General features: G+C 72.2%; 23 protein-coding genes and 1 pseudogene. 8 read left to right on the forward strand and 16 right to left on the reverse strand.

Annotated features, from left to right (window positions below; translation table 11 throughout):
* Nucleotides 1–78 precede the first annotated feature (78 nt).
* Nucleotides 79–543, forward strand: a complete 465-nt coding sequence (locus ACI789_RS07615; RefSeq protein ID WP_457007671.1) for a nuclear transport factor 2 family protein — start codon at nucleotides 79–81, stop codon at nucleotides 541–543.
* 21 nt (nucleotides 544–564) lie between these two features.
* Here ACI789_RS07615 and ACI789_RS07620 read toward each other — a convergent pair whose 3' ends face one another.
* The 6 genes from ACI789_RS07620 to ACI789_RS07645 form a co-directional block, all read right to left on the reverse strand.
* Complete coding sequence (locus ACI789_RS07620; protein WP_457007673.1) at nucleotides 565–1,326, reverse strand: DUF6542 domain-containing protein; 762 nt, start codon at nucleotides 1,324–1,326, stop codon at nucleotides 565–567.
* A gap of 229 nt (nucleotides 1,327–1,555) precedes the next feature.
* Nucleotides 1,556–2,662 (reverse strand): DNA recombination protein RmuC, encoded by a 1,107-nt coding sequence (locus ACI789_RS07625; protein ID WP_457007675.1) that lies wholly within the window; start codon nucleotides 2,660–2,662, stop codon nucleotides 1,556–1,558.
* Between the two features lie 58 nt (nucleotides 2,663–2,720).
* The gene (locus ACI789_RS07630; RefSeq protein ID WP_457007677.1) at nucleotides 2,721–3,269 is read right to left on the reverse strand and encodes a methylated-DNA--[protein]-cysteine S-methyltransferase; all 549 of its coding nucleotides are present in this window, start codon (nucleotides 3,267–3,269) and stop codon (nucleotides 2,721–2,723) included.
* On the reverse strand, nucleotides 3,266–4,759 hold the full coding sequence (locus ACI789_RS07635; RefSeq protein ID WP_457007679.1) for an AlkA N-terminal domain-containing protein: 1,494 nt from the start codon (nucleotides 4,757–4,759) through the stop codon (nucleotides 3,266–3,268). The genes ACI789_RS07630 and ACI789_RS07635 overlap by 4 nt, the downstream gene beginning before the upstream one ends.
* 61 nt (nucleotides 4,760–4,820) lie before the next feature.
* Entirely contained in the window at nucleotides 4,821–5,123 is a 303-nt protein-coding gene (locus ACI789_RS07640; RefSeq protein WP_457007681.1) for a hypothetical protein, read from the reverse strand.
* Between the two features lie 41 nt (nucleotides 5,124–5,164).
* Nucleotides 5,165–5,356: a hypothetical protein gene (locus ACI789_RS07645; protein WP_457007683.1), complete on the reverse strand. Its 192-nt coding sequence runs from the start codon at nucleotides 5,354–5,356 to the stop codon at nucleotides 5,165–5,167.
* A gap of 235 nt (nucleotides 5,357–5,591) precedes the next feature.
* Between ACI789_RS07645 and ychF the strand changes: the two genes are divergently transcribed.
* Nucleotides 5,592–6,665, forward strand: a complete 1,074-nt coding sequence (gene ychF, locus ACI789_RS07650) for a redox-regulated ATPase YchF (protein WP_457007685.1) — start codon at nucleotides 5,592–5,594, stop codon at nucleotides 6,663–6,665.
* A 55-nt stretch (nucleotides 6,666–6,720) separates the two neighbouring features.
* Here ychF and ACI789_RS07655 read toward each other — a convergent pair.
* The 5 genes and pseudogenes from ACI789_RS07655 to ACI789_RS07675 all read right to left on the reverse strand — a co-directional run.
* Nucleotides 6,721–7,071 (reverse strand): annotated as a pseudogene (locus tag ACI789_RS07655) (tyrosine-type recombinase/integrase); the annotation flags it as partial.
* 18 nt (nucleotides 7,072–7,089) lie between these two features.
* Nucleotides 7,090–7,545 carry a tyrosine-type recombinase/integrase gene (locus tag ACI789_RS07660; RefSeq protein ID WP_457007687.1) on the reverse strand — a complete coding sequence of 152 codons (456 nt, stop codon included), beginning with the start codon at nucleotides 7,543–7,545 and terminating at the stop codon, nucleotides 7,090–7,092.
* Nucleotides 7,546–7,572: 27 nt separating this feature from the next.
* Entirely contained in the window at nucleotides 7,573–7,716 is a 144-nt protein-coding gene (locus tag ACI789_RS07665; RefSeq protein WP_457007689.1) for a hypothetical protein, read from the reverse strand.
* A gap of 193 nt (nucleotides 7,717–7,909) precedes the next feature.
* A complete protein-coding gene (locus ACI789_RS07670; protein ID WP_135130945.1) occupies nucleotides 7,910–8,080 on the reverse strand; it encodes a helix-turn-helix transcriptional regulator in 171 nt (56 codons plus the stop codon).
* 189 nt (nucleotides 8,081–8,269) lie between these two features.
* Nucleotides 8,270–8,512 carry a hypothetical protein gene (locus ACI789_RS07675; protein WP_457007692.1) on the reverse strand — a complete coding sequence of 81 codons (243 nt, stop codon included), beginning with the start codon at nucleotides 8,510–8,512 and terminating at the stop codon, nucleotides 8,270–8,272.
* A gap of 786 nt (nucleotides 8,513–9,298) precedes the next feature.
* Here ACI789_RS07675 and ACI789_RS07680 point away from each other — a divergent pair.
* Together ACI789_RS07680 and ACI789_RS07685 are read left to right on the forward strand one after the other, a co-directional pair.
* A complete protein-coding gene (locus ACI789_RS07680) occupies nucleotides 9,299–9,850 on the forward strand; it encodes a TetR/AcrR family transcriptional regulator (protein ID WP_457007694.1) in 552 nt (183 codons plus the stop codon).
* A gap of 120 nt (nucleotides 9,851–9,970) precedes the next feature.
* Nucleotides 9,971–11,665: a CocE/NonD family hydrolase gene (locus tag ACI789_RS07685; RefSeq protein ID WP_457007696.1), complete on the forward strand. Its 1,695-nt coding sequence runs from the start codon at nucleotides 9,971–9,973 to the stop codon at nucleotides 11,663–11,665.
* 202 nt (nucleotides 11,666–11,867) lie between these two features.
* On the opposite strand, the gene ACI789_RS07690 is transcribed toward ACI789_RS07685, so the two are convergent.
* On the reverse strand, nucleotides 11,868–12,899 hold the full coding sequence (locus tag ACI789_RS07690) for an LLM class flavin-dependent oxidoreductase (protein ID WP_457007698.1): 1,032 nt from the start codon (nucleotides 12,897–12,899) through the stop codon (nucleotides 11,868–11,870).
* Between the two features lie 1,132 nt (nucleotides 12,900–14,031).
* Here ACI789_RS07690 and ACI789_RS07695 point away from each other — a divergent pair.
* The 3 genes from ACI789_RS07695 (at nucleotide 14,032) to ACI789_RS07705 (ending at nucleotide 16,444) form a co-directional block, all read left to right on the forward strand.
* Complete coding sequence (locus ACI789_RS07695; protein ID WP_457007700.1) at nucleotides 14,032–14,418, forward strand: hypothetical protein; 387 nt, start codon at nucleotides 14,032–14,034, stop codon at nucleotides 14,416–14,418.
* Between the two features lie 28 nt (nucleotides 14,419–14,446).
* Nucleotides 14,447–15,022, forward strand: a complete 576-nt coding sequence (locus ACI789_RS07700; RefSeq protein ID WP_457007702.1) for a hypothetical protein — start codon at nucleotides 14,447–14,449, stop codon at nucleotides 15,020–15,022.
* Between the two features lie 378 nt (nucleotides 15,023–15,400).
* Nucleotides 15,401–16,444: a hypothetical protein gene (locus tag ACI789_RS07705; RefSeq protein WP_457007704.1), complete on the forward strand. Its 1,044-nt coding sequence runs from the start codon at nucleotides 15,401–15,403 to the stop codon at nucleotides 16,442–16,444.
* A 623-nt stretch (nucleotides 16,445–17,067) separates the two neighbouring features.
* Here ACI789_RS07705 and ACI789_RS07710 read toward each other — a convergent pair.
* From ACI789_RS07710 to ACI789_RS07725, 4 genes are all read right to left on the reverse strand, one after another.
* On the reverse strand, nucleotides 17,068–17,832 hold the full coding sequence (locus tag ACI789_RS07710) for a hypothetical protein (protein WP_457007706.1): 765 nt from the start codon (nucleotides 17,830–17,832) through the stop codon (nucleotides 17,068–17,070).
* 160 nt (nucleotides 17,833–17,992) lie between these two features.
* Nucleotides 17,993–18,649, reverse strand: a complete 657-nt coding sequence (locus ACI789_RS07715; RefSeq protein WP_457007708.1) for a hypothetical protein — start codon at nucleotides 18,647–18,649, stop codon at nucleotides 17,993–17,995.
* Nucleotides 18,650–19,174: 525 nt separating this feature from the next.
* Complete coding sequence (locus ACI789_RS07720; protein WP_457007710.1) at nucleotides 19,175–19,447, reverse strand: hypothetical protein; 273 nt, start codon at nucleotides 19,445–19,447, stop codon at nucleotides 19,175–19,177.
* Nucleotides 19,448–19,632: 185 nt separating this feature from the next.
* Nucleotides 19,633–20,460 carry a hypothetical protein gene (locus ACI789_RS07725; protein ID WP_457007712.1) on the reverse strand — a complete coding sequence of 276 codons (828 nt, stop codon included), beginning with the start codon at nucleotides 20,458–20,460 and terminating at the stop codon, nucleotides 19,633–19,635.
* 147 nt (nucleotides 20,461–20,607) lie between these two features.
* Here ACI789_RS07725 and ACI789_RS07730 point away from each other — a divergent pair, with 147 nt between their 5' ends.
* Nucleotides 20,608–21,405 carry an SRPBCC family protein gene (locus ACI789_RS07730; protein ID WP_457007714.1) on the forward strand — a complete coding sequence of 266 codons (798 nt, stop codon included), beginning with the start codon at nucleotides 20,608–20,610 and terminating at the stop codon, nucleotides 21,403–21,405.
* Nucleotides 21,406–21,470: the final 65 nt, after the last annotated feature.

Genomic DNA, 21,470 nt, shown 5'->3' on the forward strand with positions numbered 1-21,470 from the left:
GTCGGAGGTCCCTGGTCGGGGGGAGCGGGCTGACGCCAGGCTCGCGGGCGTGCGTCGGCTCGCCCGGAGGTGTCCGTCATGAGCAGCAGCCCGACCACCCAGTCCACCGAGACGACCGGGCCCGGCAACGCCGCCACGGTCGCCGGGATCTACGCCGCCTTCGGCCGCGGCGACGTCCCCGCGATCCTGTCGGCGCTGGCCGAGGACGTCCGCTGGGAGGAGTGGGCGGACAACACCGCGCAGCGGGCCGGGGTCGAGCACCTGACGCCCCGGCGGGGACCGGCGGAGGTCGCGGGCTTCTTCGAGCTGGTCGGCACCTGGACGCTGCTGCGCTTCGAGGTGCTCGACATCATCGGCGACGGTCGTCAGGTCGTCGCGGAGATCAGTGGGTCGTTCGAGCTGCCCAACGGAGCGCGCCTCGACGACGAGGAACTGCACCTGTGGACCTTCGACGACACCGGCCGGGTGACCCGCTTCCGGCACTACGCCGACACGGCCAAGCACATCGCCGTGAGCCGCGGCGGGACGACGCCGGGGGAGTGACGGCCCCGCTCGGGGCCTGCTTCAGCGGCGGGCGGCCCAGCGGATGAGCGCGACCACGAGGCCGGCCCCGGTGCCGACGGCCATCGCCGGGAAGCCGCGGATCAGCAGCGTGGCCACGCCGGCGAGGTTGAACGTGCCGAACAGCGCGGTCGTGATCGACGCGGCGACCACGTAGAGCAGCGGCGGGGCCACCACCACCGACACCAGGTCGCGGCGGCGCACCGTCAGGGCGGCGCCCGCGGTGGCGCCGGCCAGTGCCACCAGGGTGATCAGCCCGAGCCCCGCACCCAGCACGGACTCGAGGCAGGCCGCTGCCAGCGTGACCAGGAAGACGGCGAGGACCGCCACGGCGCCGCGCAGGCGGCCGCTCTCCGGCTGCCGGGCCTCCCGGCCGGCCGCGCGGGCTTCGGCGGGACGGGCGCTGCCGCGCCGCACCTCGACGTCCTCGCGCTCGGCGGGACGGCGGGTGCGCTCGACCGGCCGGCGCTCGTGCCGGCCGTGCTCGGACGCGCGGACGGCGGAGCTCCGGGCAGCCATGGGGGGCTCCTCGTCAGACGGGCCGCGGCTGGTCCGGGCGAGGTGCTCGGGCAGCGGCGGGATGTCGGTGGAGCGCACCGGCCGGGCGGCACCGCCCCGCGCCGGGAGCGGGGGCAGCGGCGGGACCGGGGGCCGGGGGACGCGCGCGACGTGCTCGTCGCCCTCGGGCCGGCCGGCCCGGGCAGGGGCGCGCCGCTCGGCGCGGACCCCGGACTCCCGCCAGGTGTCGGCCGTGCTCGCCGCCATGGCGCACCTCCCGTCCCTCGTGCTGGACCCCCGTGGAGGGGGCCGCTGTCTCGGGCAACGGTAACGACGGTGGAGGGCCGGGGCGGGGAGGACGCAGCGACGGAGCGCTGTGCAGAAGTGCCAATGTCGACCACCGCCCGTGAGGACACCCCGTGTCTCCGGGTGCCTCTGTGACGAAACGGTACTGCGGCGACGGCTGATGTGGGTCGAGTTGCGAAAAGCTGACCGGTCAACCTGTGGTGCCGTCGCGGTCGCCGGTCACCTCGGCCGCACACTCGCCGGGCAGCGGCAGCTCGGGAGGCGGCGGCAGCTCGGTGGGGCGCAGGGTGCGGACCGTCGCCTCCAGCGGCGCGGGGCTCGGCACCGGCGTCTCGGCCACGCCGAGGTCGTCGAAGCGGCGGGCGGCCACCAGCACCGAGCTCTCGTAGGAGCCGACCGCGTCGTTGAACCGGGTCACCGTGGAGCTCAGTGCCGAGCCCAGCCGGGTGAGGTGGCCCGACAGGGTGCCCAGCCGGGCGTGCAGGCGGCGGCCGACCTCCAGCACCTGGTCGGCGTCCCGGGCCAGCCGCTCCTGCCGCCAGGAGTAGGCCACCGTGCGCAGCAGCGCCAGCAGGGTGCTCGGCGTGGCCAGGACCACGTCCCGGGCGAAGCCGTACTCCAGCAGGCCGGGCTCGGCCTCGAGCGCGGTGGTGAGGAACCCGTCGGAGGGAACGAACAGCACGGTGAACGGGGCCGCGGGACGGAACGCGGTCGGGTAGCGGCGGGCGGCGAGCGCGTCGACGTGGGCGCGCAGCTGGCGGGCGTGGGCGGCGATCCGCTCCGCGCGGACCGCGACGTCCTCGGCCTGGACCGCCTCGATGTACCCGGTGAACGGCACCTTCGCGTCGACGACCACCTGCCGGCCGTCGGCCAGCGTCACCACCAGGTCAGGCCGCACGCCCGCGCCGGCGTCGTTGGTGCTGCTGGGCTGCTCGACGAAGTCGCAGTGCTCGAGCAGCCCGGCCACCTCGACGACCCGGCGCAGCTGGACCTCGCCCCAGCGGCCGCGCACGTGCGGGGTGCGCAGCGCGGTGACCAGCGCCGCGGTCTCCTGGCGCAGCTGCGTCGAGACCTGCCCGACGGTGCCCATCTGCTCGCGGAGCTCCCCGTGCGCCGTGGCCCGGGCCCGCTCGATGCCGGCCAGCAGCCGGTGCAGGTGGTCCAGCGACTCGTGCACCGGCTCCAGGCCGTCGTCGGCCGGGCGCCGCCGGGAGACCAGCGCGACGACGCCCAGCGCGACGGCGGCGCCGAGCAGCGCGCCGACGAGGAGTCCGATGAGCAGGGAGGCGGCGTCCACGGGGAACGAGGGTGCAGGACGCGTCCGACAGTTCCGTGGAGGCCGGGCGGACGGCGGCTCAGACCACCAGGGTCAGGTCGGGCCGGGCGACCGACGCCGCCTCGTGGTCGAGGAGCCAGCGCTTGACCGGCGTCCCCCAGCGGAAGCCGCCCAGCCCCCCGTCGGAGCCCAGGACGCGGTGGCAGGGCACGAACAGGGCGGCGGCGTTGCGCGCGCAGGCGTTGGCCGCGGCGCGCACCGCGGAGGGACGGCCGCAGCGCGCGGCGAACTCGGTGTAGGTGTCCGGCTCGCCCGGCGGCACGGTGCGCAGCACCTCCCACGCGTCCTCGAGGAACGGGCCGGACCGCTGCCGCACCGGCACGTCGTCGATCGCGCGGACGTCGCCGGCGACGAAAGCGTCCACGGCGTCCAGGACGGGCAGCCGGTCGGCCCGCTCCACCCAGGTGGGGCGCAGCGCGCGGTGCACCAGCGGGAGCAGGTCGGCGGCGTCGTCGGTCCAGCCGGCGGCGAGGACGGTGTCGGGGCGGTGCGGGTCGGAGGTCACGACCACGGTGAAGGGCCCGGGAGGTGTCTCCACGGTGGCGTACCGGGCGGATGGAGGAGTCATGAGGCGCTCCGATCGGGAAGAGACGGTGGGCGGCGTCGGAAGAGGTCGGGGACGGCCACTGCCCACAGGTGCATGACCGCGTACGAACGCCACGGGCGCCAGCGGGTGGCGGCATCGGTGTCGGAGCTGCCCAGCTCTGCCAGCGAGCGCCGCAACGCCAGGTCACCGGGCAACCACACGTCGGGGTCGGCGAGGCCGCGCATCGCGACGAGCGCCGCCGTCCACGGGCCGATGCCGGCGACGGCGCGCAGCCCCGCGACGGCCTCCTCGCGGTCGGCTCCGGCGTCCAGCGCGACGGCACCGCGGTCGAGGGCGCCGGCCAGTGCGGCGACCGTGCGGCACCGCGCCCCGGTCAGCCCGACCGCGGTGAGGTCGGCCCCGGCGAGCGCGGCCGCCCGGGGGAAGGCGTGGGTGAGCGTGCCGACCGGCTCGGGCAGCGGGGTGCCGGCCGCGGTCAGCAGCCGGGCGGTGAGCGTGCGGGCGCCGGCCACGGACACCTGCTGACCGAGCACCGCACGGACGGCGAGCTCGGCGGCGTCGGGCGAGGCGGGCACCCGCCGGCCGGGTGCGGCGGCGACCAGCGCCGCGAGGGCCGGGTCGGCGGACAGCACGTCGTCGACCGCGGCCGGGTCGGCGTCCAGGTCGAGCATCCGGCGGCAACGGGCGACGGCGACCCCGAGGTCGCGCAGCGCCGTGAGCCGCAGCCGCGCGGTCACGGCGGGGCCGCCGCCGGCCGCGGGGGAGAGCCGGACGACGGCCGGGCCGTGCGGCAGGTCGAGCACGCGCGAGAACGTCGTGCCGTCCCACTCCTCGAGCCCCGGGACGGCGTGTGCGCCGAGGAACAGCAGCACCTCCGCGGCGTCGTAGGGGGCCCGGGCGGCCAGCCGCAGGGTCAGCGCGCCGGGCGCCGCGCCGTTCCGACCCGGCGCGCCGCGGCGCAGCTCGGTGGGGGTGGTGGCGAAGACCTCGCGGACGGTGTCGTTGAACTGGCGGATGCTGGCGAAGCCCGCGGCGAAGGCGACGTCGGCGATCGGCAGGTCGGTGGTCTCGATGAGCAGTCGCGCGGTCTGGGCGCGCTGGGCGCGCGCGAGGGCGAGCGGGCCGACGCCGAGCTCGCCGACCAGCAGCCGGTGCAGCTGGCGGTCGGAGTAGCCGAGCCGGGCGGCCAGGCCCGGGACGCCGGAGCGCTCGACCTCGCCGTCGGCGATGAGCCGCATGGCGCGGGCGACGACGTCGGCGCGCACGTCCCACTCCGGTGAGCCGGGCACCGCGTCGGGGCGGCACCGGCGGCAGGCGCGGTAGCCGGCGCCCTGGGCGGCGGCCGCCGTGGTGAAGAAGCGGACGTTGCGGGCCAGCGGCGTGCGGGCCGGGCACGACGGGCGGCAGTAGATGCCGGTGGTCGCGACGGCGGTGAAGAACCAGCCGTCGAAGCGGGCGTCCCGGCTGGCGACCGCGCGGTAGCAGCGCTCGGGGTCCAGCGGCGGTGTCATGCAGCGAGCATGGCACTGCGGGGCGTCGACGACTGGCGGTTTCCGGACGCCGCCGTGCGGGCTACCGGAGCCGGCCGTCGTCCCCCACGACGCGCAGGTGCGGGCCGGTGGCGACGTCGGCGCGGGCGTCCTCGACCGACGGCAACCCGGCCGCCCGGCGGACCCGGTTCTCGGGCACGTCGATCGCGCGGGCCAGGGCCGCCGCGAGCCGCTCGCTGACCATCCCGGAGTGCCGGCCGGAGGCGATGCGGGCGATGGTCTGCGGCGCGATGGCCCAGCTCGACCGGCGAGAGGCCTCCTCGAGGGTGCCGCCGATCTCCGCCAGACGCCGCTGGACGAGCTGCTGGAGCGGGTTGTCGGCCACCTGGGCAGGCTAGGACGGCGGCGCGCGGTCGGCAGCCCCTGTCAGCGCGTGGACCGCGCCCGGCGTCTCCACCGCGCGGAGAGACCGAGGGCGAGCGCGACGAGCACCATGCCGGCACCGCCGACGAGCGTCAGCGGCCGGGTCTCCGGGAGGAAGACCGCGTGGAGGAGCTTGGTCGTGCCGCCGATCGCCAGGACGCACGCCGCCGGCGCCGCCCACACCACTCGCTGCACGTCGCGTCCTCCCGACCGCCGCCCGCAGGCCCCCCGACCTGTGGTGCGGGTCACGGACCGTAGCGGTGCGCTCCTCGTCGTGACCAGCGGTCGTGGTCCGCCGTCCATCGCGCGGGTGATGTGCGGGGGTGGCGCACTCCGGGCAGGAGGTGCGCCGCAGGTGCGCATCACGGCGCCCGCCCGCTGGTCGTCGGCCCCGGCCGAGCGCGGGAGCGGGGCCGTACCCTGGACTCCCGTGAGTCTCACCATCGGCATCGTCGGGCTGCCCAACGTCGGCAAGTCGACGCTGTTCAACGCGTTGACCAAGAACGACGTCCTGGCCGCGAACTACCCGTTCGCCACCATCGAGCCCAACGTCGGTGTGGTCGGCGTCCCGGACCCCCGCCTGGACAAGCTCGCGGAGGTCTTCTCCTCGCAGAAGGTCATCCCGGCGACGGTGTCGTTCGTGGACATCGCCGGCATCGTGCGCGGCGCCAGCGAGGGGCAGGGGCTGGGCAACAAGTTCCTGGCGAACATCCGCGAGAGCGACGCGATCTGCCAGGTGATCCGGGTGTTCAGCGACCCGGACGTCGTCCACGTGGAGGGCAAGGTCAGCCCGGCCGACGACATCGAGACGATCAACACCGAGCTCGTCCTCGCCGACATGCAGACGCTGGAGAAGGCGATCCCGCGGCTGGAGAAGGAGGCGAAGAAGGACAAGGAGCGCGCCGCGCTGCTCGACGCCGCCCGCGCCGCGCAGGCCGTGCTCGACGAGGGGAGGACCCTCTTCGCCGCCGGCGTCGACCCCGAGCCGCTGCGCGAGCTGACCCTGCTGACGACCAAGCCGTTCCTCTACGTGTTCAACGTGGACGAGGAGGAGCTGGCCAACGAGGAGCTGATCTCCTCGCTGAGGGCCATGGTCGCGCCGGCCGAGGCGATCCTCATGGACGCCAAGATCGAGGCCGAGCTCGCCGAGCTGCCCGAGGACGAGGCCGCCGAGCTGCTCGCCGGCATCGGCCAGGAGGAGCCCGGCCTGCACCAGCTGGCCCGGGTCGGCTTCGCCACCCTCGGCCTGCAGACCTACCTGACCGCCGGCCCCAAGGAGGCCCGCGCCTGGACCATCCCGGTCGGCGCGACCGCCCCCCAGGCCGCCGGCGTCATCCACACCGACTTCCAGCGCGGCTTCATCAAGGCCGAGATCGTGTCCTTCGACCAGCTGGTCGAGGCCGGCTCTCTGCAGGAGGCGCGGTCCCGGGGCTGGGTCCGCATGGAGGGCAAGGACTACGTCATGCAGGACGGCGACGTCGTGGAGTTCCGCTTCAACGTGTAAATCGGCCTATTTCCGCAGGTCAACGGTCTGCAGTATGTCTCCAGTCAACACTCAGTCAACAGGACTTCGCGAGCAAGGCCTGCGCGGCCGCCCGCGTGCGGTCCTCGGCGGTCGGCCACAGGTGTGAGTAGGTCGAGAGCGTCGTGGTGGCCGAGGCGTGCCCGAGGGCGCGCTGCACGGTGACGACGTCGCATCCGGAGGCGATCAGGCCCGAGGCGTAGAAGTGCCGGAGGTCGTGCATCCGCAGACCGGGGACCCCGGCAGCCGCCGTGGCGGTGCGCCAGCGGTGGCCGACGGTGTTCTGGTGCGGTGGCTGGTCGCCTTCTCCGGTGAAGATCCAGCCGTTCAGCAGTCGGTGAGCAGCGATGTGCGCGGCAAGCATGTCGACGAGCCCCGGCGCCAGGAAGACGACCCGCTCGCTGCCCTACTTGGGGGCTCGAATCTCCACCTGACCTCGTCCGGCCCGCTGGACCTGCCGGGTGACGGTGAGAGTGCGACGGAGGAAGTCGATGTCCTCGACCCGAAGGCCGGCGGCCTCGCCGAGCCGGAGGCCGGCGAACGCACACAGCGCGACGAACGGTCGGAAGCGTTCGTCGGCCGCCGTCAGGACGGCTCCGACCTGCGCTGCAGTAGGCAGCGTCATCGCCGCTTGCGCGCGCCGGCGCCGGGGGAGTGCGACCCCGACGCTCGGGTCGCTGGAGATGAGCCGGTCCGCGACGGCGCCGCGCAGGACAGCGCGCACGTTGTTGGTCCGGGTGTGGACAGTGCCGGGGGCCAGTCCGCGGTTGATCATGCCTTTGATCCAGCCCTCGATGTGCGATCGGCGCAGTGACCGCAGCGGAACGTCCGCGAACGGCACCGAACCGGCGGCCAGCTTCATCGCCAGAACCGTCCCGGGCGCCCACACCTACCGGCTGGACCAGTCGACGTAGAACTCGCGAAAGGTGATGCGTCCTGCGCCCGGGTCGACGTAGGTACCCCGCGCGATGTGCGCCGTCTGGTCGTCGAGCCAGCGCTGGGGGTCCCGCTTCAGGGCAAAGGACTTCGCCACCTGACGTCCCGACGGATCGCGGAACTGAGGTCGGTAGCGCAAGCCTTGCCCGTCCTGGGCTGTTGGCACCAGCCGGCCCGTGATCGGGTCCTTGCGGCGCCACCGGTCTTGAATGCTCGCCACGGTGACCTCCAGGTCAATCGAGCTGTGACGTGCAGAATGCCTGGCCAACGTAGACAGGGGGCCAGACGCCTCAGGACGCGTCAGACCGTTGGCGTTCACCGATCCACCGATCTACGTCCTCGCGCCGGTACACGACTCGGCGTCCGAGGCGGAAGCCGGCCGGTCCTTCGCCGAGATGTCTCCAGTACCGGAGTGTGGCGACGGGTGTCCGTAGATAGGCGGCGGTCTCGGCGAGGGTCATGAGGTCGGTTGTGCTGGTCGAGGCATTGATGTGAGTCACGCGGCTCTCCAGGGGCTGGATGTCGGCTGGTGGCTGGCGGAGTGGCCGCAACTGCTGTCAGCGCCGCTCGACCACCTCACGCATCAGTCAGCGTGCGGGCGCTTCTCCAGTTGTCCTGCAGTCCCAGGAGCGCGGTCGTAGCTCAGCCGATCAGGCCGCGACGAGCTCGTTGTCGCGCCTGCTCCTGCGCTGGTGCTCGACCGATCCACTACGCACATAGGGGTGGCGGCGATATGCCTCGAGGACGGTGCTGAGCGCGTCGGACAGGTCAAGTAGGTCGCGGTTGTAGACGCGGCCGTCCTCGATCTGGCGAGCGAGCTCCTCGAGCAGGCATGGCCAGTCGTGGCGTGCCGGTGTGACGGGGACGGGGACCTTGACGCGCCGCTCGACCACCTCGACGGCGGACCGGCCCGACGCTGCGGCCCTGGTCTGTTTCCACGCGCGGTGCCGGCACGTGGCTGAACACCACTTCGGGATCGGGCTACGGCTGCGTCGGGTGATCGGTCCGCCGCACCAAGCGCAGTCGGTGGCCGCGGCTCGTCGTTCCGGTGACCGCCTTTCGTGATCGACGACCGTTGAAAGCGGGGGCCCGAACGCCGTCCGGTCAGCCTTCACTCGACGTCGGCGCTCGGCCTCCTTACGCCGCCTTCGGTAGTCCGCCGTTCCCTTGCTGCCCATGTCGCTGGGGGTGCTGATAAGCCTCCACTTACTCGCCACCACGAATTGCCCGACTCCTGAGATGCAAGAGGTGTGTGCCACCTGACGCTCGGTCTTCTACAGTGCCGGCGGTGCGTAGCTGGGCTTGAGGCTGGGTCGCCGCAGGGCGGCTAGGGCAGCGATCGAAAGGTCCACTTGTCCATCGGCGGACGTCCGAACGGACATGCTCGTTCGCGGCCATGGGGACGTGATGTCTGGAGATCGGCTGTGTCGAAGGCGGTTCCCGTGATGACCGCGCGCCGTCGGCAGCCAGCACCCGAGGAAGCAGGCCGCGCGCCATCGCTGACGGCGGGCGGGACGGCGGCAGAGACGACTCCCGGTGCCCGTCGTGGTGCCGCGGTGGCTGAACGTTCTCCAGGTCATCCGTGCCCGGTGGAGCGCAGGTGCCGCGCTGCGGCTACGGCTCTTGCCAAGAGAGAAGCGTTCCACCACATTGGTTAACCAACCAACCAGGAGGCCTACGTGGCAGCCAGGCGGGAGGCGATCGTGGCGGCAGCGCTCGACGTCATCCAGGAGAAGGGGCTCAGCGGCTTCACTCAGCCGCGGGTCGCCCGGCGTGCCGGGCTGCGACAGAGCCATCTCACGTACTACTTCCCCACGCGAGCCGACCTTCTGCTCGCCGTCGCCGACGAGGCGGTGCGCCGACGGATCGAGGCCCTGCGTAAGGCGGTGTCGGCCGAGGACCCGGCGGCGAAGGTCACCGGCCTCGTAGACGTGCTCGTCGACCCCCGTCAGACGCGGATCCTGACGGCGCTCACACAGAGCGCCGACGCCGACCCGGGAGTACGCCGTGCCTTTTCGGCGCTGGGCGCCGGGATCGCTCCACTCGGTGCCGCGCTGATCACCTCCTTCGGCGCCGAGCCGACCGAGGCCTCACTCGCCCTGCTGCAGGCGACCTCCACCGGCATCGCCGTCCTCGCCCTGGCCACCGGCGCAGAGGCGGTCCGCGACCGTGCTGAGCAGGTCCTCACCCAGCTGCTCACCAGCCTGCGCACCGAACGGGACTGCACCTGAACCCACCCCACCCACCGGAAAACTGACCCACGAGAGGCACCGGCATGAGCACCGCACATCCCCCTCAGGGGCTCGACCGCCGGCCGGCAGTACGCCGGATGGGAACCACACGCCGTCGCGATGGAGGGACTGGGGAACCGGGTGCTGGCCGACCAGCGCGTCCCGGTCGCCGGCGGTGCCGAGCTGCATGCCGACGTCTACACCCCGAGCACACCGGGCCGCTATCCGGCCGTCGTCTCCTTCGGGGGGTACGCCACTGAGAAGGCCACGGCGGGCATCCCGGCCGGCTCGAACGAGATCGGCTCACCGCCGGTGTTCACCGACCGCGGCTACTGCCCCGTCATCGTCGAGCGCCGGGGGATGGGCCGCTCCACCGGCGAGCAGGTGATGTTCTTTGATCCGCAGGACGTCGACGACCACGAGGCGGTCATCGCCTGGGCGGCCGAGCAGCCGTGGTGCAACGGGGAGGTGGTGCTCTTCGGCACCTCCTACTACGCCGTGTCCCAGCTCAGCGTCGCCGCGCGCAAGCCTTCGGCGCTCAGGGCGCTGTTCTGCAACGAGGTCTCGACCGACCTGTGGCGCCACCTGGTCCACTTCGCCGGCGTGCCCGCCTGGTTCTTCGTCGCCGTCTGGATGGGCGCGAATTACACCCAGGAGAACTACGACCAGCGCCTGTCGCCGGACCGTCGCGCGCTCCTCAGCCAGGTCACCAACGGGCCGCTGCACCCGCTGCTCGAGCAGCTGGTGCACCGCCGCGTGTCGGGGATGTTCACGTCCTTCGAGACCGCCACACCCGTGGAGTTCATGCGCCGCATCTACGCGGCCTGGATGTTCGACGAGAAGACGCGCGCGCAGGCGACGATCCCCGAGGGCCCCACGGCCACGCTCGGCGACGTCGAGGTGCCCTTCACGGTCGTGCAGAACCTCGGCTACTTCAACCTGCACCAGTACGGCTGCTACGACCTGGTCGCCAACGCGGGGACACCTGCCGACTCCCGGTGGCTCGTCCTCGCCCCGCCGGCCTACGACCTGCCGGTCTACTCCTGGCAGGGTGAGGCGCTCGCCTTCTTCGACCACGTCCTGCGTGGCACCGACAACGGCTCCGCCGAGCAGCCGCATGTGCGCTACTGGGTCGAGGGCGCCGAGCGCTTCGACGCCGCCACTACCTTCCCGCCCGCCGACGGGGAGGTCCGGCGTCTGCACCTCGGGCCCCCGGAGGGAGATGCCGTCACCCATCGGCTGAGCCGGGAGGCGACGGCCGAGGGCGCCGGGTCCTGGGTCGCCGTCCCCCTGGGGCTGCCGCAGCTCGGCGGCCTGGACGAGGTGGCCGACCAGGTCCTCGCCTTCGACCTGCCGGTCGAGGAGGACACCCGGCTCGCCGGTCCGGTCACCGCCCGACTCACCTACAGCTGCAACGAGATCGACTCCTACGTCGTGGCCCGACTGTCCCGGCTCGACGCTGCGGGAGAACGTCACCAGCTCTCCCTCGGCGCGATCCGTCCCGTGTCCCGCACCGAAGAGGAGGAACGCAGCACGCCACTGGAGATCGCCATCGACGCCGGCCGCCGCGAACCCCTCGTCCCAGACGAGCCGGTCGCCCTGCGCTTCAGCCTCACGCCCGGGCCGACGCTGCTGCGCCGCGGGGACACCCTGCGACTCGAGCTCGCCAGCCGGATCGACCTGCTCCGCATGGACCCCCGCGAGGGCTACGCGCAGTTCGACATGCCCGTGCCGCCCTACCCCTGCCGCAACACCGTGCACTTCGGCGGTGACAGCTGGATCGAGGTCACCGAGGTGCCCCTCCCGGCGCCCTGATCCGGCGGCCGGTCACGGGCACGTGGCCATGCCCGGGCGGCCTCGTCGACGTGCCCGAGCAGGGCCGGTCCACCCGGCGTGGGCACCCGGCTGGTGATCTCGCACCGGTCGCCGGGGGAGATCCACATCCGGGCTGCGACCCATGCCACCGACCTGCGCTGGCCGGTGCCGATGTGCGTTGGCCTCCGTTTGCGGATGGGTCTCAGGGCCGTCCCGCATCGGCCGGCGTCCCGGTCCGGAGCCTTGGCAGCACCTCGGCGGCGAAGAGCTCGTTGGAGACGGCCAGGACGTCCGGGTCGGCGTCCCGGGAGCCGGGGACCACGATGATCCGGTCGAGTCCCAGGTCGATCAGCTCACGGAGCCGGGTGGTGCAGTGCTCGGGGGAGCCCACGACGGCGAAGCGGTCGAGGAAGGCGTCGGGGAGCAGTGTCGCCTGGTCTGCCGTGGTGAGCCCGTGTGCCTCCTCGTCATAGGCCGCGCGCACCCGCTCCACCACCGCACGGTCATCGTCCGGGACGACGTCGTGCGGACCCTCGCTGACGAAGTGCGCGAAGATCGCCGCGCTGCCGCGGACTAGGTCCCGCGCCACCGCGGCGTCCGGGTGGACGGCGACGTTGACGAAGGCCCCCAGCGACAGCGGAGCTTCCTGGTCCTCGACGGCGTGCCGAGCTTCGGCGATTGCCCACGCCACCCGTCGCGGATCGGCCCCCACGGTGAAGTCGACCCGCCCACAGCGGCGGGCTCCGATCGCGATGGTCGTTGGACCCGTCGCGGCCACCGACACCGGGACCTCATCCACGTGGAAGGGCTCGACCCACCCCATGCGGGCGGCGATACCGCCGGTGGCCACGGTGCGCCCGCCGAGGAAGCCCTGCAGCTGGTCGAGCCCCCGTTCCAGTTGCCCCGTGGTGGCCGGGTGCAGGCCCAGCTGCCGGACTGCCGAGTCACCCCGGCCGAGGACGACCACGGCCCGCCCGTCGGACTCGATCTGCAGCGTCGCGAGGGCCGACGCGGTGACGGCCGGATGGCGGGTCACCGGGTTGGTGACAGCGGGACCGAGCCGCAAGCGCCGCGTCGACTGAGCGGCGAGGGCCAGCTCCACGTACGGATCGCCCACGAGGTTCTCGCTGTCGGCGAGCAGTAGACCGTCGAAACCCCAGGCCTCCGCCTGCACCGCCAGAGTGGTGGCCCGGCGCGGGACGGGGAACCCATGCAGCCAGAACTCAGTGCTCATCAGGCGCCGCCGGCCCGGTGACCGGCTCCGGTGGCGGACGGGCGCTCCGGTCCCGGTCGCGGTTCCGTCGGGGACAGGGCCGTCCCACTCCTCGTCGCGGCACCTCCTCGGCGGATGGACACGACACCCCCACCTGGCACAGTCGATGCCAACGCGCGGCAACGTAGCGGTCGCCGGGTCCCCTGTCGACGATCCTGGCTCGTGACGAGACCGGCGGACGGTCGTGCAGCCGTCAGGAGCGCTCCGGATCGACGGCGCCTGGCAGTCGCACCCCAACCGGCCGGATGCGCCGCGACGGGGACGGCGGGCAGGGTCCCGAGGATCCCGCTCGTCCGGACCCGCGACCGGTACAGCAGTGCGGTCCGGACGAGCCGGTACCCAGTCGAACGACGGCGGACGCTGCAGCCCTGTGACCAGCGCAGACGGCATGACGGTGGACGATGGGCAACCCTCGAACGTGACCGGGGCCAGGAGGTCCAGCCTTCGCCCGATCTCCTGTCACGGAGCCGCCGTCGCGGTACGTCGGTCAGGTGACGCGTCGTTCAAGAAGCCTGCGCGTGGTGCCACGACGGTGGCCAGAGTGCGGCGTTCAGGGTTGTTCGCGAGCGTCCGTCGCTGACCACACAGCGACCTGACCTGCATGGACGGATCTTGGTGGACCCCTCCGAACATCCACCGGCCTCCGTGGCAGTGTCGGGGCCAGGGACTCGAGTTCCCCCAGCCCCACCCGCTGGCCAGGCAGTCCTCTCAAGCCCGGGGCGCTCGAGTGGAAGTGGCGAACGGCTTTCTAGACCGGAACGAAGAGCGGCAAGCCATCCTTGCCGCTGGATCAAGCGAAGTGTCCGACCGTCGCCCTACCTTCCGTAGCCAAGGGACGGTGGCTGCTACACGGAGGAGGCCAAGTCGTGGCTCGTTGGACTACTAGCGACACGTGCGTGAAGTGCGGCGGCGATGCGGCCATCACCTGGTCAGGGACAGAGTCGTTTGGCCACGACGGCTACGTCCGTGTCGATCCCATACGCATCGACTGCCCTGCTCGGTGCCCATGGACAGTGAGCGAGTTGGCATCGGCGTACAGAGGACGCTCGGGAGCCTGACCTCTCTCAACGCTCCCCGTGGCCAAGAGGAGACCATGACGGGACAGGAGGTCAGCGGAGCCATCTCCGCTGCCCGCACGGCTGACGCCGCAGGGCTCTGGGATCAGCGGCGACGCGACTTGCTGAACGCCCTGATTGCAGTGAACGACACGGTCGGAGCCGTCTACCGCACGGCCGTCGACGCCTTGAGCCGCCGGCCCCGCGACAAAGCAAACCTGGTCGTGGCCTCTCACTGCGTGCGTGAGATCGCGAACGCCCTGCCCGACGTGCTGGGCGATGTGGACGAGCTGCCCCCTTACAGCAACACCGGAACCGCCGCCCAGAGGCTAGAGAAGGCGTGGTCAGACCAAGCCGACGATCTCGGCGACCCGGACATTCCGCTCTCCTCCTCCGGCGCGTCCCAGGAGGGGTCTCGCCGCTAGTCCTCAGCCACTCTTTCGGCGAATCGCGATGGAGACAGCCGCCGCGCGCATCGACTGCCCAGGAGCGCTCGGCCTCGCCGACGATTGGCTGTTCTGGGGCGACTACTTGCACGAAGGCGTGTACCGGCACGAGTACGCGGTCTTGGCGCGAGCGGCGCTGCCGCGTTTCTCCCCCCAGAGGGCGGAGGAATGGGTTTCCTGGATCAGCACGGGGCCGGACTTGCCTGATGAGGAGATCCAAAGACGCGCTCAATTCGCTCCAGAAGCGGACGAGTCGCTCGAGGCTAAGGTCGCTCGCTACAATGACACCTGGAGATTGGGCATCTCAAGCGCCGTCGGGCGCGAGCACCTGCCTCAGCAAGGCGTCGCCCTTCTCGCAGACCTCGAGTCTGCACACGGGGAATACAGGCACGCAGACTTCCCCGCCTACCACTCGTCGTGGGTGGGCGAGGATAGCCCAGTGTCCGCCGACGAACTTGCCAACTGGTCGGTCGAGCAACTTCTGGATTTCCTCCGAAATTGGAGCCCGCCGCCGAGACAGTTCGAAGGCCCAGAAGAGACGTACAACGGGCTGGCAACAGAGCTACGGACGGCCGTCAGGTAACAGGCAGACACTCTATCCGCGTCTGCCCTGAGCTTCAGCGAGTCGGCCCCTGATTACGTTCGCGCGTTCCTCGGCGGCATAGAGGATACCGTAAACGAGGGGCGTCCAGTTTCGTGGGAGCCGGTCCTATCGCTCTGCGGGCTGGTCGCGGCCCATCCCGACTCCGGCGAAGAACACCAGGAGGACCATCGCCATCTGGAGACCTTCTGGCGCTGGGCTCAAAAGGAAGTCGTAAGCCTCATCGATGCCGGCCTTCAGGCAAGCGGGCCAGCCGCGCTTCCTTCCCAACTCAGAGGTGAGGCCCTGCGAAGCCTCTCCGCTCTATCCCGTCATGCAGAGCCGACGCCCGAATACGAAGCGCGTTTTGGTGGCGACAACATGGACCCGCTCACGCTTTCGCTGAACACTGTTCGTCCCGCCGCGGTACGCGCGGTCGCTCGGTTGGCCCGAGTTGAGGCCGGGGAGGGAGAGACGCCGGAGCACACGCAGCTACTTCGAGAAGCCTTGACCGTTTTGGACGAACGACTCGGCGCAGACCGGGACCCGAGCCTTGCCTCCGCTGCCGTATTCGGCGAGATGCTTGGCCACCTGGCATGGATCGAAAAATCTTGGCTCGACGAGCGCATGCCGCGGCTCATCTCCGATGCTTCGCCGGCCTTCGCGGACGTCGTGATCACAACGACGCTGGCCACGTATCGACTGAACCGTTTTGTCTATGACGTGCTGCGTCCCTGGCTGCCGGACTGGCTCAGGCGCGCGACCACGTCCGGCCACGACACGGTCGCAGGCTGGAGAAGCCACCGGGAGCCGCTCGAGTCGCTCGGTGACCACTTGCTGATGCTTTATGGACGCGCCGAGATCGAGCTCGACGAAGAACTGCTGACGGAGTACTTCAAACTGACGCCTGCACCCACCGTGGCTAAGGTGCTCGGCCATCTCGGTTGGCTACTCGGCCGGTACGAGGACGTCCCCGACGAGTTCGTTGAGCGCCTCACGTCCTTATGGGACTGGCGGGCGGAGTCTGTGCGCGAGGCTGCGGCTGACATCGTCGAGCTCTCCGAGTTCAGCTCTTGGGTCAAGAGTGAGAAGTTTGAGCCATCCTGGTGGCTGCCGCGACTCGGATTTGCGGCTACTTCCTCGGAGTTTCGCCCGAACTTCATCGGAGATTCATTGGAACTTGCGTCGGCTTCTCGTCCAGGGGAAGCGCTCTTAGTTCTGGCAACGCTCATTGGCGAGCGAGATGAGCCTTACCGGCGGTTCGACCTCATTCGTTCCGCCCCGACCATCATCGCGGCTGCCCTCGACAGCGGAGATGAAGTCGGGATCAATGCCGCGAACGATCTTCTTGACAGGCTCGGGCGGCAGGGCCATGTCGATATGGCGGCCCTGGTCTGCAAGGAGCGATGGCCGACGTCCCCATAGATCATGACCTGTATGCCCGTACGCACTGCGACGCGCTATGCCGTTCCGGGACTCGGGCAGGTGCCGGGGAGGGGCGTCCCCCCTCCCCGGCACAGGGGCGGTGTCGTGTTACGACGCGCCCGATGCCTCGCGGCATTAGACCCGTGCCCCGTCAAGCTTGTGTGCTCCTGAGTCGACGGCACGGCCATCATGGCGGCTGCGTGCGAGCACACCTCGACGCCTCCTGACACGCCCGACCGCGTGGACGTCAGTCAACAACCAGTCAACAAGACTTCCATTCGGCACCGCCGTCGACCAGCACCGTCCGACCGCGCGCGAATGTGCTGGTCAACCGTGAGTTTCCAACTTGCTCAACGACACCCAGGCATGCTCAGAACGTTCCGCTTCAACGTCTGATCGTGGCCTGTTTCCCAGCTGCCTGCTCCGGTGGCACGGTGAGGGCGCACCACGCCTCATCGACAGCTCCCCGGGTGCGCTCCTCCGCGTCCGGCACGAGGTGGCCGCACGTCGGGGGGACCACCGTCGCCTGACGTCACCGCGCTGTGCGGTGGACCGGTCTCGCAGGCCACGTCGGACCAGTGATCCTCTCGCCGGACCCCGCCAGGAACGGCTGACGTGCCGGCTCAGGCTCCGGGACCGTCCTGCCGGACCTCGCGTTCGGGGACGTCGTCGACGGCAACCGGCACCGGTGCAGCGGGCCCGAAGACCCTCGCGGCGGCTGTGATCGTGCCCTTCAGGACGTGTTGCACGTAGTTCGCGGCGGCCATGGGACCCAGGCCGAAGGGCAACAGCCCGGCCAGGAGCGGCGGTCCGACCGCCAACGCCCATGCCCGGAGGATCTCCGACTGCGAGGCGGCGACCTCCTGCCGCTGCTCCGCCGTCAGGGCTGCCAGAGCGTCGTACGAAGCGGCCTCCCCCAACAGCGACGCGTGGGGTCCCAGGATGGCGTCGGGACGGATCCTGCCGGTCTTGTCGAGCTTGACCGCCCCCTCCGTGAGGACCAGGAGGACGGCGATGCGGGTCAGTTCGGGGTCGGCCAGGTCCCTGTCGTGGAGCAGCCCGACCTTGATCGCCGCACTCACCGCCTCCTTCAGGACCTCCCTCAAGGCGACGGGGAGCGCGGCAGCCGAGATCGCCGTGCCGTAACCCGGGAGGATCGAGGGCAGGGAGTAGGAGACCGCCCGCGCCGCCCTGATCCGGTTCCCGCGCGTCACCTGGTTGACGAGGTCCCTCGGCGCGACGAGCGGCTTGCTCGCACGCGCCTTGTCGACGACCTTCTGGGCTTCCTCGAGGGACGGTTCGAGAGTCCGGTTGATCACCGCCATGGCACGCTCGACCGTCGACTCGATGTCGAACTCCGGCTTCGGGAAGCTGAAACCGCCAGTCATGTGTGGGTCTCCTGTCCGTCGGCGGTCCACGCCGGCACGGCCACGGGGGCGACTGAGACGTCCTCGCCGATCCGACGCGCGGCGCCGGCGAGCACACCCCTCGACCGCACGGCGTGGATGGCGGTCGGGACCCGCGACGGCCGGTACGGCTACACCGTGGTCACGGCTGTCCGGTGGGGTCGTCGCCCGACTTGGCGGGTGGGATCAGCGGGTCCGGCAGGGGAGCGTCCGTTCCGCGGGGGGCGCCCGGGCCGGACGCCGGTGGGGGTGGCGTCACGACGACGTCGACCTCCTCGACGATGACCGCGTCTATGGCGACCGTGTCGGCATCGGGCTCCCGGCGGCCGGACGCACGACCGGACAGTTTGTCGATGCTGCCCTGCAGTGGGGCCGGAGCGGCGGTCCTGGCCTTCTCGAGGACCTGCTGGACCTCCGGTCGCTCCACCACTCCGGCTGCGGCCCGCCTGATCTGCTCGTACCGGGCCTGTCCGGCGCGTGCGCCCAGCACGTAGCCGAGACCGAAGCCGAGCCCCAACGACAACCTGCCCATGCCTCTTCGCCAGCCCTTCTCCAGTCGTTCACCCGCCTCGGTCACCACCTCGGGCACCGCCTCGGCTGCCGCGCCCACCGTGAGCACGGCACGCAGACCCGTCCCCCCGGCCCGGACGGCGCCCGCGGCCACCCGCGGGACGGCTGCCACGACCGCCCGGGTCGCTGCATCGGTGACCTGCAGGGCCGAGTCCGTTCCGGCACGGGCGGCACGCCAGACCGCCTGTCCGGCCGTGGCCAGCTGCGGTGCCACCCGCGCCGTGGCCACGTCGGTGCAGGTCCTCGCCGCCGTCGACGCCGCGCGGCCCCACCCTGTGGCATCCACGGCCACTCGGTGGACCGACCGGGCACCTGCGGACGCTGCACGCTGTGCCAGGCGGCTCGAGGCTCCCATCACCGGCCCGGCCGCCGCTGCGACCTGCACGGCTCGAGCGCGGGCGGCGCGCGTGCCGGCGAGAGGGCGGCGCGTGGCCGACCTCGGCGGGGGAGCCGCGCGTCGGAACAGCCACTGCGACCCGAGGGTCGGCGCCCGGCGCAGGCGGACCACCGCGACGACGGCTGCCGCCACGCCCGCGAGCACGACCACGGCAGCCGCCACCCAACGACCGCGCCGCGGGGCGCCGCGCCGGGCGGACGGACCGACGACCGCGTCCGGTACGGCCTCCGTCGGTTCGGCCGCCACCGACTCCGCCTCGGTCGGCTCGACCCCGGTCGGCTCTGCCTCCGCGGGCAGGACACTGTCCGAGATGGCGGTCGAGTACTCGATCCCGTAGTGGCGGTAGAGCGCTGCCTCCTAGGCCTGGGACAGCTGACGCGTGGGACCGAACCGTGGGGCGCCGTCGACGTCGGCCCGGGCGACCGTGACCTGCACCCGGCCACCGCTCTCGGTCGCGTCGAGAAGCGGGACCACCACGGTGACCTCGTCGCGTTCGGCGTACATCCACTCCGGCAACCCGGTGGCCTCGTCAGCCAACAGGGCGGCGCACACCCCGATCTCGGCGCCGCTCGGGTCGACCACCGTCCGGCCGATCCAGTCCATCGTCGCGTCCCGATCGGGCAGTGTCATCGTTGCTCCCTGGTCTGAGCCGCTGGGCGACCGGGTCGCCGCGTCGACGTCCGTTGCCCGCAGCTACCCGATACCTGGCGCGTCGATTCGCGCTGTCGGCCGGACACCGGGACCAGCCCGGCCGCTCAGGCGCCGGCGGGCCACGGAAGCCCCGCCGCGACCACGGCCCCCGTCCCACTCGTGGGCTATCCCGGGAAGGGGAGCGGGGTCAGCAGCGAGTCCCACGGCGCGGGCGCGGCCGGCCGCCTGCCCCCGTGGGCGGGGAGGGCCCGCGACCCGCTCGACGCCCGTCGCGCCACCTGCCGGGCCGTCTCCTGGCGTTCGGCGGCGCGCAGCGCGTGCAGTTCCCGGGCCTCGTCCGTGCCCGGCGCGGCGAGGCCGTCCGCGGTCAGCCGGCAGGCGCCCAGCCGCACCCAGCGGATCCGGTCGTCGACGTCCCGGACGCCGACCGACAGCCCCGCGCCCTGGCGCCGGACCGCGAGGGACACCCCGCGGACGGCGGCCTCGGTGGCGCAGGCGGTCTCGGCGGCGGGCCCGAAGAGCCAGGTGACGTGCCGCACCGCGGCGCGGGAGCGGTCGTCGCGCGCCCGCCAGGCGGTGTCCGACAGCGGCGTGAGCTGCACCTCGACCGCGTGGCTCAGCTCCTGCACGACGACGTGCAGGTCCGCGACGCCGTCGGGGCCGGGGACGCGCGTGACCCGTGGGCGGTGGCCCTGTCCGGCCAGCCACGCGGTCAGGCCGTGCTGGTACCGCAGGTGCTCGTAGGCGCGACCGGCGCCGGACTCCCGGTGGGTGAAGGCGCACGGCGCCTCCCCGACGTGGCGGAAGGACGGCCGGCCGTCGGCCACCGAGACGACGAGGCGCGAGCCGCACCCGCCGGCCTCCCGCGCACACCAGAACCCGCCGCCGTAGTGCCGCTCCAGCCGCCGCGCCTCGGCGGGGCTCCCGGGCAGCTCGACCGCGTGCGTGCCCACCGCCCCGTCGGTCACCGCCCACACGAGTTCGCCCGCCACTCCGCCCTCCTCAGCCTCCGGGGCGGACGGTAGGCGGAGGGTCCGACAGGACCGGTGCACCGCGGTCGCGGGCTTCACCCGTCCCGAGCGCGGGTAACGCCGTGGCTCGTTGTCCGAGCGGTGTCCTGCGACGAGGGAGGACCAGGCATGAGCACTCAGGTGGAGAAGTCGATCCAGGTCGACGTGCCCGTCAGCACGGCCTACAACCAGTGGACCCAGTTCGAGGACTTCCCCCACTTCATGGGTGGGGTCAAGGAGGTGCGCCAGCTCGACGACCGTCGTCTGCACTGGGTCGCCGAGATCGCGGGCGTCAGGCGTGAGTGGGAGGCGTCCATCCTCGAGCAGGTGCCCGACCAGAAGATCGCCTGGGCGGCCACCAGCGGCGCGACCAACGCCGGGGCCGTCCGGTTCCAGCCGGCAGGCGCGGGATCGACGATCGTGTACCTGTCCCTGGACTACGAGCCCGAGGGCCTGGTGGAGCAGGTCGGCGACAAGCTCGGCATCGTCGAACGGCAGGTCCGGTCGGACCTCGAGCGGTTCAAGGCGCTCGTCGAGAGCGAGGGCTACGAGAGCGGCGCCTGGCGGGGCGCGATCAACGAGCACATCGACGTCGGGACCCCCACGGCCGACACCGCCTTCGCCTCCCACGGCGACAGCGGCAAGGCCGGGGTGTCGGGCAAGGCCGTCGCGGCCGGTGCAGCGGCCGTGGCCGGTGCCGCGGTGGCGGGTGTGGCAGCGGCCACCTCCACGAGCGGTCAGCAGGCCGAGCAGCAGGAGCAGGAGGTCACCGTCGTCCGGCAGCCACCCGCGGGGGTGATCAGGGACGACGTGCTGATCGAGGAGTCGAACCCGGAGGGCTACACCGCTCCGCCGTCCACGGAGGGCGTCGAGGAGGGGACGCGCCCGACCGGGGACGACCCGATGATCGGGGGTGGCAACCGCTGACCCCTGCGGCCGGCGGGGAGGACCGGGCGTGGGCGCGTCCCCCCGGCCGGCCGGAGCGCGGGGTC

The sequence above is a fragment of the Geodermatophilus sp. SYSU D00965 genome (genome assembly GCF_054050075.1).

Excerpts from the sequence above, each read along its gene's own strand:
- ACI789_RS07615 (WP_457007671.1), top strand. The coding sequence starts at position 79 with ATGAGCAGCAGCCCGACCACCCAGTCCACCGAGACGACCGGGCCCGGC.
- ACI789_RS07620 (WP_457007673.1), bottom strand. The coding sequence starts at position 1,326 with ATGGCGGCGAGCACGGCCGACACCTGGCGGGAGTCCGGGGTCCGCGCC.
- ACI789_RS07630 (WP_457007677.1), bottom strand. The coding sequence starts at position 3,269 with ATGACTCCTCCATCCGCCCGGTACGCCACCGTGGAGACACCTCCCGGG.
- ACI789_RS07635 (WP_457007679.1), bottom strand. The coding sequence starts at position 4,759 with ATGACACCGCCGCTGGACCCCGAGCGCTGCTACCGCGCGGTCGCCAGC.
- ACI789_RS07660 (WP_457007687.1), bottom strand. The coding sequence starts at position 7,545 with ATGAAGCTGGCCGCCGGTTCGGTGCCGTTCGCGGACGTTCCGCTGCGG.
- ACI789_RS07670 (WP_135130945.1), bottom strand. The coding sequence starts at position 8,080 with ATGACCCTCGCCGAGACCGCCGCCTATCTACGGACACCCGTCGCCACA.
- ACI789_RS07685 (WP_457007696.1), top strand. The coding sequence starts at position 9,971 with ATGGAGGGACTGGGGAACCGGGTGCTGGCCGACCAGCGCGTCCCGGTC.
- ACI789_RS07690 (WP_457007698.1), bottom strand. The coding sequence starts at position 12,899 with ATGAGCACTGAGTTCTGGCTGCATGGGTTCCCCGTCCCGCGCCGGGCC.
- ACI789_RS07695 (WP_457007700.1), top strand. The coding sequence starts at position 14,032 with ATGACGGGACAGGAGGTCAGCGGAGCCATCTCCGCTGCCCGCACGGCT.
- ACI789_RS07700 (WP_457007702.1), top strand. The coding sequence starts at position 14,447 with ATGGAGACAGCCGCCGCGCGCATCGACTGCCCAGGAGCGCTCGGCCTC.
- ACI789_RS07705 (WP_457007704.1), top strand. The coding sequence starts at position 15,401 with ATGGACCCGCTCACGCTTTCGCTGAACACTGTTCGTCCCGCCGCGGTA.
- ACI789_RS07710 (WP_457007706.1), bottom strand. The coding sequence starts at position 17,832 with ATGACTGGCGGTTTCAGCTTCCCGAAGCCGGAGTTCGACATCGAGTCG.
- ACI789_RS07720 (WP_457007710.1), bottom strand. The coding sequence starts at position 19,447 with ATGACACTGCCCGATCGGGACGCGACGATGGACTGGATCGGCCGGACG.
- ACI789_RS07730 (WP_457007714.1), top strand. The coding sequence starts at position 20,608 with ATGAGCACTCAGGTGGAGAAGTCGATCCAGGTCGACGTGCCCGTCAGC.